Genomic DNA, 13,361 nt, shown 5'->3' on the forward strand with positions numbered 1-13,361 from the left:
CAACGTTTCGAAACCAGTGTGATGATCGCGGTGGTGGCCGTCCTCATCGTGCTCGTCTGCGGCATCCAGTGGCTTGGCGACCGGCTGGTCGCCAGGCTGGACCATCGATAAGTCAGCGCCGAAACTGGGCGGCGGGATGAGCGGCGGGCAACCTGCCGTTCCCGCCACCGAAAAGCTTCTGCCGCAAGGGTCCTGCAGCATAGTCCGCCTTGAAGATGCCGCGCTCCTGCAGCACCGGCACGACCAGGTCGACGAAATCGCGCAGGCTTTCCGGCGCCACTGTCCGCGCCAGATTAAAGCCGTCGATGTCGCCCTCCTCGATCCATGTCGTGAGATGATCGGCGATCTGGTCGGGCGAGCCGACCATAGGCTTCATCCGGCTGCCGAGCACCATCTGGTCGATGATGTCACGCAGCGTCACCGGCTTTGGCGCCTGTTTCGTGATGGCCGCCAGCGCCGACTGATTGGCGTTGGTCGAGCTCTGGTCGATGACGTCGTCCAATCCATACTTCGAAAAGTCGATGCCTGTCGAAGCGGAGTAATGCGCAAGCGAAGCCTCGACGCTCGCATGGCGGCGATAGTCCTCCAGTCTGTCCCGTGCTTCCTTCTCCGTCCGCCCGACGACGACGGTGATCAGGCTGAGGATCTTCAATGCGTCGGCGCCGCGGCCGAATTCCTTCGCCTTCGCCCGCAGCGCATCGACGGTCGGCTTGGCCGCCTTGGGATTCGGGCCGGCGATGAAGACGCATTCGGCGTGACGTGCGGCGAAATCCTGCCCGCGTGCCGAGGCGCCGGCCTGGAAGAGCAGGGGAGTTCGCTGCGGCGATGGCTCGGAAAGATGGATGCCTTCCATCCGGTAATATTTGCCGTCGTGACGGACAGAGCGCACTTTGGAGGGATCTGCATAGACGCCGCCTGCCTTGTCACGCAGCACCGCATCGTCGTCCCAGCTGCCTTCCCAGAGCTTGTAGAGAATTTCGAGATATTCTTCCGCTGCGTCGTAACGCGCATCATGTTCCGGCAGCTTGTCGAAACCCATGCTGCGAGCCGCACTGTCGAGATAACCGGTGACGATATTCCAGCCGATCCGTCCCTTGGTCAGGTGGTCGAGGGTCGACATCCGCCGCGCCAGCAGGAAGGGTGGCTCATAGGTCGTGTTGACGGTCACGCCGAAACCCAGATGTTTGGTGACATAGGCCATCGCCGAAATCGGGATCATCGGATCATTGACCGGGATCTGCGCGCCCGTCTCGATCACCGGCGACGGGCTACCCCTGTAGACATCGTAGACACCGACGATGTCGGCCAGGAAGATGCCGTCCAGCTTGCCGCGTTCCGCGGTCTTGGCAAACTCCGTCCAATAGTCGAGATCGGTATAGTGCGCTGAGCGGTCGCGCGGATGCGTCCACAGACCGTGGTTGATGTGCCCGACGCAGTTCATGTCGAAGGCATAGATCTGCATTGTCTTCATGAGGCGGTTCCCAAAGCCGGCAATAGAAAGCAAGGATTTTTGGCATTAATTATCCAAGAGCATGATGCTGAAAAGTGTGAGCAGTTTTCGGACGACATCATGCTCTAACTCTATAATGTAGAACAGGATGACTTTAGGCCGGCTCGGCCTAAAGTCATCCTGTTCGGACCCTATCGCACGAGGAGCCTGTGAAATGGTAGGGTGGGGATGAAAAAAGCCGGAGGAACCACATGACGAAGAAGACGCTGTCGGATTGGGCGGAGCTTGCTCAAAAGGAACTGCGCACCTCGCCCGAGAAGCTGACCTGGCAGACGCCGGAAGGCATTGCCGTCAAGCCGCTCTATACGGCCGAAGATCTCGACGGCGCCGGGCACCTTGGTTCGCTTCCCGGCTTTTCGCCTTTCACCCGCGGCCCGCGGGCGACGATGTATGCCGGCCGGCCTTGGACGATCCGCCAATATGCCGGCTTCTCGACGGCAGAGGAATCGAACGCCTTTTATCGCCGCAATCTCGCCGCCGGCCAGAAGGGCCTGTCGGTCGCCTTCGATCTTGCCACCCACCGCGGTTATGACAGCGATCATCCGCGCGTCGAAGGTGATGTCGGCAAGGCGGGTGTGGCAATCGACAGCGTCGAGGACATGAAGATCCTGTTCGACGGCATTCCGCTCGGCGAAATGTCGGTGTCGATGACCATGAACGGCGCCGTCATCCCGATCCTAGCCTCCTTCATCGTGGCCGGCGAGGAGCAGGGCGTTCCACGAGCCGACCTTTCGGGCACCATCCAAAACGACATCCTCAAGGAGTTCATGGTTCGCAACACCTATATCTATCCGCCCGAACCATCGATGCGGATCGTTGCCGACATCATCGAATATACGGCCAAGGAGATGCCGAAATTCAATTCGATCTCGATCTCCGGCTATCACATGCAGGAAGCCGGCGCGACGCTGGTGCAGGAACTTGCCTTCACGCTGGCCGACGGCCGCGAATATGTCAGGGCGGCGATTGCCAAGGGCCTCAATGTCGATGATTTCGCCGGCAGGCTCTCCTTCTTCTTCGCGATCGGCATGAACTTCTTCATGGAGGCGGCAAAGCTTCGCGCCGCCCGCCTGCTCTGGGCCCGAATCATGGAGGAGTTCCAGCCGAAGAAGGCTTCCTCGCTGATGCTGCGCACCCATTGCCAAACCTCCGGCGTCTCGTTGCAGGAACAGGATCCTTATAACAACATCATCCGCACCGCTTTCGAGGCGATGTCGGCCGTGCTCGGCGGCACGCAGTCGCTGCATACCAACTCCTTCGACGAGGCGATCGCTCTGCCGACGGAATTTTCCGCCCGCATCGCCCGCAATACGCAGTTGATCCTGAGCCACGAAACCGGCGTCACCAAGGTGGTCGATCCGCTGGCGGGCTCCTATTACGTCGAGAGCCTGACGAAGGAGCTTGCCGACAAAGCCTGGGCGTTGATCGAGGAGGTGGAAGCACTCGGCGGCATGACGAAAGCCGTCAATGACGGCCTGCCGAAACGGTTGATCGAGGAAGCGGCGGCGCGCCGCCAGGCAGCCGTCGACAAGGGCGAGGAGGTCATCGTCGGTGTCAACCGATACCGGCTCGACAACGAACAGCCGATCGACATTCTGGAGATCGACAATAGCGCGGTGCGCAAAGCTCAGATCAGACGTATCGAGGAAACCAAGCGGCGTCGCGATGGCGGAACCGTGCGCGAGACGCTGGCGGCCCTGGCAGAGATCGCACAGAACGGCAAGGGCAACCTGCTGGAAGCCGCCATCGCGGCGGCCCGAGCCCGCGCCACGGTCGGCGAGATATCGGATGCCATGCGCGATGCCTTCGGCGATCATGCCGCCACGCCTGTGGTGATCAAGGGCGTCTATGGCCAAGCGTATGAAAATGAGCCGGAGCTCGCCGTGCTCAAGACTCGCATGACCGAAGTGACGGAAGCCATGGGTCACCGGCCGAAGATCATGGTCGCCAAGCTCGGCCAGGACGGACACGACCGAGGCGCCAAGGTGATCGCCTCGGCCTTCGGCGATATCGGCTTCGATGTGCTCGCCGGTCCCCTTTTCCAGACACCGGAGGAAGCCGCCGGCGTCGCGCTCAGCGAAAAGGTCAATGTCGTCGGCGTCTCGTCATTGGCCGCCGGTCACAGGACGCTGCTACCACAGCTGATCGACAGGCTGAGGGAACAGGGCAGTGGTGATATCATTGTCGTCTGCGGCGGTGTCATCCCGCGGCAGGACTATGAATTCCTGCATGAACACGGCGTTGCAGCCGTATTCGGCCCGGGGACAAACGTTCTCGAGGCGGCAAACTCCGTCCTCGACTTGCTGCAGGGCAGGCGACGGAATCAGTAATTTAGAGAAGACCGCGCTTTGCCAGATTGCTCATCAGCGCCGAAATGCCGAAGGTCCAGGGAGGGCATTCGGTGGAGAACCGCACGGTGTTGACGAGGGCGCCGAGGCCTGCCGAGGAAATCTCGACGACATCGCCGATCTTGTGGGTGAAGCCTTGCTTCGGCGCGTCGCGGTCCTGCGTCGGCGCAAACAGCGTGCCGAGGAAAAGCATGAAACCGTCAGGATATTGATGATGGGCGCCGACCGTCTGCTTGACGAGATCGGTCGGGTCGCGGCTGATCTGCGACATCGAGCTCTTGCCGTGCAGCACGAAACCGTCCTTGCCCGACACCTTCAGGTCGAGTTCGGCCTTGCGGACGTCATCGAGGCTGTAATCGGCATCGAACAGGCGGATGAAAGGACCGATCGAGCAAGACGCATTGTTGTCCTTCGCCTTGCCGAGCAGCAGCGCCGAGCGACCCTCGACGTCGCGCAGGTTGACGTCGTTTCCGAGCGTCGCACCCTTGATTTCGCCGCGGCTGTTGACCGCGAGTACGATTTCCGGCTCGGGATTGTTCCAGGTCGAGATCGGATGCAGGCCGACATCCGCACCCCAGCCGACGGAGGAGAGCACCGGCGCCTTGGTGAAGACTTCGGCATCCGGGCCGATACCGACCTCGAGATATTGCGACCACATGCCTTCGTCGATCAGTGCCTGCTTGACCTTGGCGGCCTCCGGCGAGCCGGCCTTCAGATTGGTGAGGCTGCCGCCGATCAGCGTGCTGACGCGCTCGCGGATCGAGGCGGCGCGTTCCGGACTGCCGGCGGCCTTCTCCTCGATGACCCGCTCGATCATCGACTGCGCAAAGGTAACGCCGCAGGCCTTGACTGCCTGCAGGTCGACAGGCGCAAGGAGATACGGGCACGTTTGATCCGGAGCTCCGGTACTGTTGGCGGCGATGTCCGCCAGCGAGCCAACCGCCTTGCCACTTGCTGCACGGACGAAGGTGGCGGCATCCTGCCGCTCGAGCAGGGCGCTCAGCGTCGGCGTCTCGCGCGACGTGATGTCGACCAGCATACCCTCGCGTAACGTCACAATGCTCGGTCCCTGCACTTCGGGATTCCAGATGCGACCGACAAACAGACCATCCGAAGCGGCGACATCGAGCAGAGGTTGAGACATGGTGATCTTCCGTCACAGGCGAGCGGGGAGCGCTCTTCAAAACATTGCGGGGTGTTGCCGCCCTCCAGCCCGGCGGCAGCCGAAATCGATCACATTCATGAAGACGGGGCAAGATGCGCAGGGGAAAAAGACCTTTGCCTGATCGGCTCAAGCGGCGGGGTTCCTCGGGAATCCAATCGCAAAAGCCCACAAAATAACTATTTAGATACAAAATAACTGTTAAATTTCAAATATTTAAATATAGGTCGCGACGATTTTGCCCTCCATCTCGCCTTGACAGGAGCCGGCTTTCGTTATCTGTTTTGCCCAACATGGAGGAGGCTGGCATCAGCCGGCCGCACGAAAATCCCAGGAGGATATTGCAGCGATGTTGAGATTTGCCGTCGTCGGAATCGACCATGGGCATACGTTCGATCACGTGAAGGGATTGCTTGCTTCAGGCGGCGAGTTCGTCGGCTATTGCCCGCAGACCTCGGTGCCGGCACTGCGCGAGGCCTTTGAGAAGACCTATCCTGACGCGCCGCAGATCGACAGGGAAAAGCTGTTCGACGATCCGTCGATCGACGTCATCTGCATTTCCGCCATTCCGCGTGACCGTGCCGGGCTTGCCATCCGCGCAATGAAGGCCGGCAAGGACGTGATGACCGACAAGCCGGGCGTGACCACCTTCGCCCAACTTGAGGACGTCAGGCGCACCGTTGCCGAGACCGGTAAGATCTTCTCGATCTGCTTTTCCGAGCGCCACTGCGTGCGCTCCGCCGTCAAGGCCGGCAAGCTCGTCGCCGAAGGCGCGATCGGCAAGGTGATCCAAACGCTTGGCGTCGGTCCGCATCGGCTGCAGCTGCCTACCCGGCCGGACTGGTTCTTCGATCCCGAAGCCTTCGGGGGCATTATCGTCGATATCGCTTCACACCAGGTCGACCAGTTCCTGTTCTATACCGGCTCGACCACGGGCGAGATCATCGCAAGCTCGATCGGCAATTTCGGCATGCCTGACAAGCCCGCCTTCGAGGATTTCGGCGAGGTGCTTCTGCGTTCCGACAAAGCGGCGGGCTATGTCCGTGTCGACTGGTTCACGCCGGAGGCGCTGCCGACCTGGGGCGACGGGCGCCTGACCATCCTCGGCACCGAAGGCTACATCGAACTGCGCAAATATATCGACATTGCCGGCCGGCCGGGCAAGGATCATCTCTTCCTGGTCAACGGCAAGGAAATGACCCATATCGATTGCAGCGGCGAAAAACTCGACTATTTCGACGCTTTCACCGCCGACGTCGGCAACCGCACACAAACGGCGATGACCCAGGATCACGTTTTTGAAGTCTGTCGTCTTTCGCTCGAAGCCCAGGCGAAAGCCGCGCGCATCGGCGCTCGCTGAGGAGGATATCATGACCAGAAAATTGCGCGTCGGTGTCATCGGCGCAGGCATCGCTGCGCGGCATCTGGCCGGCTTCGGTTGGAACAAGGAGCTTTTCGAAGTCCCCGTGCTCTGCTCGCTCGACGAGGAACGCGGCAGGGCGCTGTGCGAGGAGTACGGCATTGGCGAATACACGCAGGATGCGGATGCGCTGTTTGCCCGCGACGATCTCGACATCATCGACATTTCGACGCCGCCGAGTTCGCATTTCGACCTTTGCCGCAAGGGCATCGAATCCGGCAAGCACGTCATCTGCGAGAAGCCGCTCTTCGGCTCGATCGCCGAGGTCGACGAGATGGGGCGCATCCTCGATCGTTACCCCGGCAGGAAGCTGATGCCGATCTTCCAGTATCGCTATGGTTCCGGCCTGCAGAAGCTGAAGCTGCTGATCGAACGTGGCCTCGCCGGCAAGCCGTTCCTGACAACGATCGAAACCCATTGGTGGCGCGGCCCGGATTATTATGCCGTGCCGTGGCGCGGCAAATGGGCGAGCGAACTCGGCGGCGGCCTTCTCGGCCACGCCATCCACGCCCATGACATGCTGAACTATGTGCATGGTCCCTGCGCCGAGGTGTTTTCCTATGGGGCGACGCTGGTCAATCCGATCGAGGTCGAGGATACGGCAGCCCTTTCGGTGAAGATGCAGAACGGCTCGCTGGCGACGCTGTCGATGACGCTCGGTTCGCGCAAGGAGATCTCGCGGCTGCGCTTCTGCTTCAACGACCTCGTCGCCGAAAGCATCATCGAACCCTATACGATGGGCCGCGATCCGTGGACGTTCGTCGCCGGGACAGAGGAACATCAGGCGCGGATCGACGAAGTGCTCGCCGCCTATGTGCCTGGCGAGGATGGCTACACCCGTCAGTTCGAGCTCTTCCATAAGGCGATCGTCGAGGATACCGACCCACCTGTAACGCTGCAGGATGCCCGCAATTCGCTGGAACTGGTAACGGCCGCCTATTTCTCGCAGCGAACCGGACAACCGACGCCGATGCCGATCGCCGCCGATCATCCGCTCTATCGCTCCTGGCTGCCGGCAGGGGAATGGCGGGCTGCGGCCACAGTCTGAATCGGGAAGGGCGCTCCGATGCTGAAATCCTTCGAGCATGTCGGCATGACGGTCAGCGACATGGACCGCACCGTCGATTTCTACTGTGGCCTGCTCGGCCTCAGCCTCGTGCTGCGTAAGACGATGGCGAATGGCATGCAGGTCGCGTTCCTCGATGCAGGCGGCGGCATGCTGGAGGTCTTTGCGCCGCCCGGCGGCGCGTCGAGAGCGGTCGACATGCCTGACGATACGGCCGGCGTCCGGCACCTCACCTTCCATTTCGACAATGTCGACGAGACCTTCGCCCGCCTTGAACAGGCGGACGTCGAGATCAAGGAGCGGCCGCGCTTCGCTGTCCACTCCGAGATGCTGAACAAGATCGCCTTCGTTCGCGATCCCGACGGCATCATCGTCGAGCTTGCCGAACGCTCTCAGAACCGCCAGGGCTGACGCAGTCGCCGCCGATCGCTTCGCTGCGGGCGATCAGACCGTCCCGCAGCAGATCGATCAGGTGCCGGATGAGCTTTGCTGCCACGCAAGGCTCTCCTCAGCTCGCCAGCTTGGCGCTGATATAGTTGCGCCAGCCGCCAAGCGCGGTGATTTCTTCGGCACCTTTCACCGCATGGGCCTCGCAGACGAAGCCGGAGACGCTGGAACCGTCTTCGAGCGTCAGCTTACCGATGCCGAGGGGTGCCGGAATCTTCTGGACGAACCTGCCGAAAGCATCGGCCGGCAGTGCCCAGACCTCGACCTCCAGCCCCTGACCCTTATGGCCGGGTTCGCGCAGCAGTCCCGGTTTCGGCGGCGTGGTATTGGGCAGAACGAAGAGGCGATAATCCCCGGCCGTGCGGCAGGTCTTGACCAGACGCCCGCCGGCGCCTGCCAGTTCGTGATTGAGCGGCATGCCGGTCAGATGCGCGCCGACGACCGCGATTTCGATGAAACCGTCATCGCCAGGCACAACACGGCTCGCTTCCGGTATTGCCGTCTGCCGGTCGATGCCCATGCCGGAACCTGCTGCACGGTGCAGCGCATCGGCAAGCGGCGCCAGCGCATCGTCGGTGAAGGCAGGCGCGATGACGGTGACACCACCCGGCAGCCCGCCTTTTCCGAAGCCGGCCGGAACGGCGATCGCTGCGCAATCGAGCAGGTTGACAAAATTGGTGTAGCGACCGAGGCGGCCGTTGAGCACGACGGGATTGGCCAGCATGTCGGAGACTGTGTACGTAGTCGGTGCGGTCGGCAGCAGAAGCAAGTCGGCCTTTTCCCATTCGGCCTCGGTCTTGCGGCGCAGTTCTTCCAGCCGGTATCGGCCGTTGAAGGCCTCGACCGCGGTCTTGCCCTTGGCGCCTTCGATAATCCCTCTGACCGTCGGGTCGAAATCGGCCGCGTTCGTGGCGAGGAAGGTCTCGACCGCTGCCAGACGCTCGGCGACCCACGGCCCGTCATAGAGAAGCGCGGCAGCCTCGCGGAATGGCGCGTAATCGAAAGGCACGATGGTCGCGCCAAGCGCTCTGGCCCGCTCAATCGCCTGGTCGTAGAGTGCCTCCACTTCCTTGTCGCCGAAGAACTCTCGCTCGGCATCGGTCAGAACGCCGATGCGCAAGCCCGATACCGGCAGGTTCGCCGGCACGGCGCGACGCGAGAAAGGATCGGCGGCATCGAAGCCTTCGGCAACCTTGCGGATCGCAACACCGTCAGAGACGGTCGCGGCGAAGATCGTGATGCAGTCGACGCTCTTGCAGGCCGGAACCGCGCCGGTATTCGGCAAGAGACCCGGCGTCGGTTTGATGCCGACCAGATTGTTGAAGGCAGCCGGCACCCGGCCGGAGCCCGCCGTATCGGTGCCGAGCGCGAAGGCCGCAAGGCCGGAGGCCACCGTGACCGCCGATCCGGAACTCGAACCGCCGGAGATATAGGCCGCATCGAAGACAGAACGCGGCGCGCCATAGGGCGAGCGCGTGCCGTTGAGGCCGGTCGCGAACTGGTCGAGGTTGGTCTTGCCGATGATGATGGCGCCGGCCGCCTTCAACCGGGCAACGACGGTGGAGTCCGCCTCCGGCCGATAAGCATAGGCCGGGCAGGCGGCCGTCGTCGGCAGGCCGGCGGCGTCGATATTGTCCTTGGCCGCAAAGGGAACGCCCCAGAGCGGCAGGCTGTTTGCCTCGGGCGCGCGTGCCATCAAGGCTTTCGCGGCAGCGCGCAGCTCCTCATCCGGCACCGGGGTGATGAAGATTGCCGGATCCTTCGAGGCGGCACGCCGCGCGATCACCTCTTCGATGGCGTCGAGCGGCGTCAGGCCGGATTGATAGGCGGCGCGAAGGCTTGAGAGATCGAGGATGGTCGGCAGCATGTCAGCATTCCTCCAGAACGACGATGATATCGCCGGCTTTGACGTTTCTTCCCGGCCCGGCGCGCAGGTCGCGGACGCGGCCTGCCGCATGGGCGGTGACGTTGATTTCCATTTTCATCGATTCGATGATGGCGAGTGTATCGCCGGCCGCAACCGAGGCACCCGGCTCGACCAGCAATTTCCAGATGTTGCCGGGCACGGCGCTGGCAACACCGAAGCAACCGTCGGGAATATCCCCATCCGGGCTTTCGCCCGTGCCTTCGTCGGTGACGAAGCTGTCGAGCCCGGCTTCCTTCCAGCGCTGGCGTTCGGCATCGAAGGCGGCCTGCTGCGTTGCCTTGAAACGGCCGATCGACGCCGCGTTCGCCTGCAATTCCTTCTCATAGGCGGCATAGGAGAATTCCGTCTCCTCGATCTTGATCGGATAGCCGCCATGCGGGAAGGCGGCGCGCGCCTCCGTCAGCTCCTGATTGCTGACCGGGAAGAAACGGATCTGGTCGAAGAAGTTCAGCAGCCAGGGTTTTCCCTTGGCAAAGGCCGGCGTCTCCCGCCAGGTATTCCAGACCTGGATGGTGCGGCCGAAGAGCTGGTAGCCGCCCGGTCCTTCCATGCCGTAGATGCACATATAGGCGCCGCCGATGCCGACGGCATTTTCCGGCGTCCAGGTGCGGGCGGGATTATACTTCGTCGTCACGAGGCGATGGCGTGGATCAACAGGGGTCGCAACCGGCGCGCCGAGATAGACATCGCCGAGACCGAGCACCAGGTAGCTCGCATCGAAGACGATATCGCGGACGGCCTGTTCGTCGGGAAGACCGTTGATGCGGCGGATGAACTCGATATTCGAAGGGCACCAGGGCGCATTCGGGCGCACGAGTTCCTGATACTTGCGCATCGCAAGCTCCGCATCCTGATCGCTCCAGGAAAGCGGCAGATGCACGATGCGGCTCGGCACCGTGACCTCCTGCGCCGCCGGAAGCGCCGCCTCGATTTCGGAGAGAAGCCCGAGGAGGCGCTTTCGCGTCAGCTGCGTGCCGTCATAATGGATCTGCAGCGAGCGGATGCCGGGGGTAAGGTCGACGATGCCAGGAAGGCGAGCCTCGATGACCGCCTGCATCAGCAGATGCACCCGCAGGCGAAGCGCGATATCGAGCGTCATCGGCCCATATTCGACGAGCAGATTGTCGTCGCCTTGGCGGCGATAAACGACAGAAACCGGGCCATCCTCGCTGATGCCGAGGATCGGCGAACCTGTTTCTTCCGTGGGCCGCCGCACCGCCGGGCCGGCGATCGGGTCTTCCGGCCGCGCCACTGCATGAAAACGGATACGGTCGCCGGGCTTGAACTGGCCCATCTTCCACTGCTCGTCGCGGGCAATCACCGCCGGGCAGACGAAGCCGCCAAGGCTCGGGCCGTCAGGGCCGAGAATGATCGGCATGTCGCCGGTGAAATCGATCGCCCCGATCGCATAGGCATTGTCGTGCAGGTTGGAGGGGTGCAGCCCCGCCTCGCCGCCATCGTGGCGTGCCCAAACCGGAGCAGGGCCGATGAGGCGAACGCCGGTGCGGGCGCTGTTGAAATGCACCTCGTAGGCCGTCGAGAACAGCGTCTCGATATCGTTATCCTCGAAGAAATCTGGCGCGCCGTGCGGGCCGTAGACGACGCCGACATCCCATTCGCGCGTCAAGGTGGCCGGCTCCTTTGCGGGCGTCGCCGGTTCGGTTGCCACCTGCCGGGCAAAATGAAGCACATGCCCCGTCTTCAACGTGCCTGTGGCGTTACCGCCGAATTGGCCGAGGCCGAACGTCGCCCGCGAGCCAAGCACGACGGGTGCCGCAAAACCACCGGCGACAGCGAGATAGGCGCGCTGCCCCGGCCCTTCGATCGTCCCGATCGACAGCACCTGGCCTGCCCGGATCAGCACCGGCTCGCCATGCGGCAACTGTGTCCCGTCGCATGTCATCGCCATCCGCGCGCCGGCAAGCGCGATCGTCTGATCGGCATAAAACCGCAATGTCGGGCCGGAAACCGTCAATTCAAGCGCAGCCGTCACGTCGGCATTGCCGGCCAGCCGATTGGCATGGCGGAAGGAGCGTTCGTCCATCGGACCGCTTGGCGGCACGCCGACATGCCAAAGGCCGAGCCGGCCCGGCAGTTCTTGAATGCTCGACTGCGCGCCGGGTGCTAGAACCTCGACGACATCGGGAACGAAGGTGAAGTCGCGCAGCGCCGTCGTCGCCACCTTGGCGCCGGCGAGCAGCTCGGAAGCGGCGATCGTTCTCAAATAATCGAGATTGGTCTCGATGCCTGATATCGACGTTTCGGCGAGTGCTGCCTTCAGCTTCTCGATCGCCGCCCGCCGGTCTCCCGCCGCCACGATCAGCTTGGCGAGCATCGGATCATAGAAGGGCGTGACCTCGGTTCCCGTCTCGATCCAGCCGTCGACGCGAGCATTATCAGGGAAGACAACCTCGGTCAGCAGGCCAGCGCTCGGGCGGAAATCGGCATGCGGCATCTCGGCGTAGATGCGCATCTCGATCGCCGCACCCTTCGGCGTCAGGGCATTCGCACCCGAGAGCACGTCCTCGCCCGCCGCCTGCCGGATCATCCATTCGACGAGATCGATGCCGAAGACGGCTTCCGTCACCGGGTGCTCGACCTGAAGGCGGGTGTTGACCTCAAGGAAATAGAATTCCTCGCGCTGGGGATCATAAATGAATTCGACGGTGCCGGCCGATTCATAGGAGACCGAAACCCCCAAATCGACTGCCGCCTTGTGCAGCCGCGCCCTTGTCTCCGCAGAAAGGCCAGGCGCAGGCGTCTCCTCGACGACCTTCTGGTTCCGCCGCTGCAGCGAGCAGTCGCGTTCGCCGAGCGCAATCACTCCGCCCTTGCCGTCGCCGAAGATCTGCACCTCGACATGGCGCGCTTCGGCAACGAAACGCTCGATATAGACGCGCGCATCGCCGAAGCTGGCGCGCGCGGTCCGCTGCACGCTTTCGAAGGAAGCCTTGAGGCCGGCCGCATCGGCGCAGAGCTGCATGCCGATGCCACCGCCACCGGCCGTGCTTTTCAGCATGATGGGATAACCGACGGTTTCTGCGGCCGAAAGCGCCTCTTCGACGCTCTGCAAGAGATCGGTTCCGGGCAGCAGCGGTACGCCGCTGACTTTTGCCAATTCACGCGCCGTGTGCTTCAGGCCGAAGGCCGACAGATGTTCCGGCCGCGGGCCGATGAAGGCGATGCCTTCAGCGGCGAGCCGCTCGGCAAAGCCGATATTCTCCGAGAGAAAGCCGTAGCCTGGGTGCACGGCCTCAGCGCCCGTCGCCTTGCAGGCGGCAATGACGGCATCGACGTTAAGATAGCTCTCAGCGGCTGGCGCCGGTCCGAGGCGGATGGCCTCGTCGGCGGTCAGCGCCGGCATCGAGAACCGGTCGGCATCGGAATAGACGGCGACCGAGGCGATGCCCATCCTCTTCAATGTCCGGATAACCCGGACGGCGATTTCGCCGCGATTGGCGATCAGGACCTTGGTGAACAT

The 13,361-nt window shown here is 62.7% G+C and carries 8 protein-coding genes and 1 pseudogene; 5 read left to right on the top strand and 4 right to left on the bottom strand.

The genetic code is table 11. The annotated features are described in order from the left end of the window. Positions 1 to 111, top strand: a pseudogene (locus FY112_RS25615) (ABC transporter permease); the annotation flags it as partial. A gap of 1 nt (position 112) precedes the next feature. Here FY112_RS25615 and FY112_RS25620 read toward each other — a convergent pair. Next, positions 113 to 1,471: an LLM class flavin-dependent oxidoreductase gene (locus FY112_RS25620; RefSeq protein ID WP_131709876.1), complete on the bottom strand. Its 1,359-nt coding sequence runs from the start codon at positions 1,469 to 1,471 to the stop codon at positions 113 to 115. Positions 1,472 to 1,701: 230 nt separating this feature from the next. Here FY112_RS25620 and scpA point away from each other — a divergent pair, with 230 nt between their 5' ends. Further along, entirely contained in the window at positions 1,702 to 3,840 is a 2,139-nt protein-coding gene (gene scpA / locus FY112_RS25625) for a methylmalonyl-CoA mutase (protein WP_151519567.1), read from the top strand. Position 3,841: 1 nt separating this feature from the next. Here scpA and FY112_RS25630 read toward each other — a convergent pair whose 3' ends face one another. Further along, positions 3,842 to 5,002, bottom strand: coding sequence for a fumarylacetoacetate hydrolase family protein (locus FY112_RS25630; protein ID WP_017957630.1), 1,161 nt, complete (start codon positions 5,000 to 5,002; stop codon positions 3,842 to 3,844). 367 nt (positions 5,003 to 5,369) lie between these two features. Between FY112_RS25630 and FY112_RS25635 the strand changes: the two genes are divergently transcribed. From FY112_RS25635 to FY112_RS25645, 3 genes are read left to right on the top strand one after another with little or no spacing between them, the layout of a single operon-like run. Then, positions 5,370 to 6,380: a Gfo/Idh/MocA family oxidoreductase gene (locus FY112_RS25635; RefSeq protein WP_094088950.1), complete on the top strand. Its 1,011-nt coding sequence runs from the start codon at positions 5,370 to 5,372 to the stop codon at positions 6,378 to 6,380. A gap of 10 nt (positions 6,381 to 6,390) precedes the next feature. Further along, positions 6,391 to 7,488, top strand: a complete 1,098-nt coding sequence (locus tag FY112_RS25640) for a Gfo/Idh/MocA family oxidoreductase (RefSeq protein ID WP_017957632.1) — start codon at positions 6,391 to 6,393, stop codon at positions 7,486 to 7,488. An 18-nt stretch (positions 7,489 to 7,506) separates the two neighbouring features. Further along, entirely contained in the window at positions 7,507 to 7,917 is a 411-nt protein-coding gene (locus FY112_RS25645; protein WP_151519568.1) for a VOC family protein, read from the top strand. 97 nt (positions 7,918 to 8,014) lie between these two features. Here the strand turns inward: FY112_RS25645 and atzF are convergent, their stop codons facing one another. Further along, complete coding sequence (gene atzF, locus FY112_RS25650; protein WP_017957634.1) at positions 8,015 to 9,820, bottom strand: allophanate hydrolase; 1,806 nt, start codon at positions 9,818 to 9,820, stop codon at positions 8,015 to 8,017. 1 nt (position 9,821) lies between these two features. Beyond that, a complete protein-coding gene (gene uca, locus FY112_RS25655) occupies positions 9,822 to 13,361 on the bottom strand; it encodes an urea carboxylase (protein WP_151519569.1) in 3,540 nt (1,179 codons plus the stop codon).

The sequence above is a fragment of the Rhizobium sp. PEPV16 genome, assembly GCF_008919455.1.
GTDB classification, from domain to species: domain Bacteria; phylum Pseudomonadota; class Alphaproteobacteria; order Rhizobiales; family Rhizobiaceae; genus Rhizobium; species Rhizobium leguminosarum_Q.

Coding starts and splice junctions, on each gene's coding strand:
- FY112_RS25630 (WP_017957630.1), bottom strand. CDS start 5,002: ATGTCTCAACCTCTGCTCGATGTCGCCGCTTCGGATGGTCTGTTTGTC.
- FY112_RS25645 (WP_151519568.1), top strand. CDS start 7,507: ATGCTGAAATCCTTCGAGCATGTCGGCATGACGGTCAGCGACATGGAC.
- FY112_RS25640 (WP_017957632.1), top strand. CDS start 6,391: ATGACCAGAAAATTGCGCGTCGGTGTCATCGGCGCAGGCATCGCTGCG.
- FY112_RS25620 (WP_131709876.1), bottom strand. CDS start 1,471: ATGAAGACAATGCAGATCTATGCCTTCGACATGAACTGCGTCGGGCAC.
- atzF (WP_017957634.1), bottom strand. CDS start 9,820: ATGCTGCCGACCATCCTCGATCTCTCAAGCCTTCGCGCCGCCTATCAA.
- FY112_RS25635 (WP_094088950.1), top strand. CDS start 5,370: ATGTTGAGATTTGCCGTCGTCGGAATCGACCATGGGCATACGTTCGAT.
- scpA (WP_151519567.1), top strand. CDS start 1,702: ATGACGAAGAAGACGCTGTCGGATTGGGCGGAGCTTGCTCAAAAGGAA.
- uca (WP_151519569.1), bottom strand. CDS start 13,361: ATGTTCACCAAGGTCCTGATCGCCAATCGCGGCGAAATCGCCGTCCGG.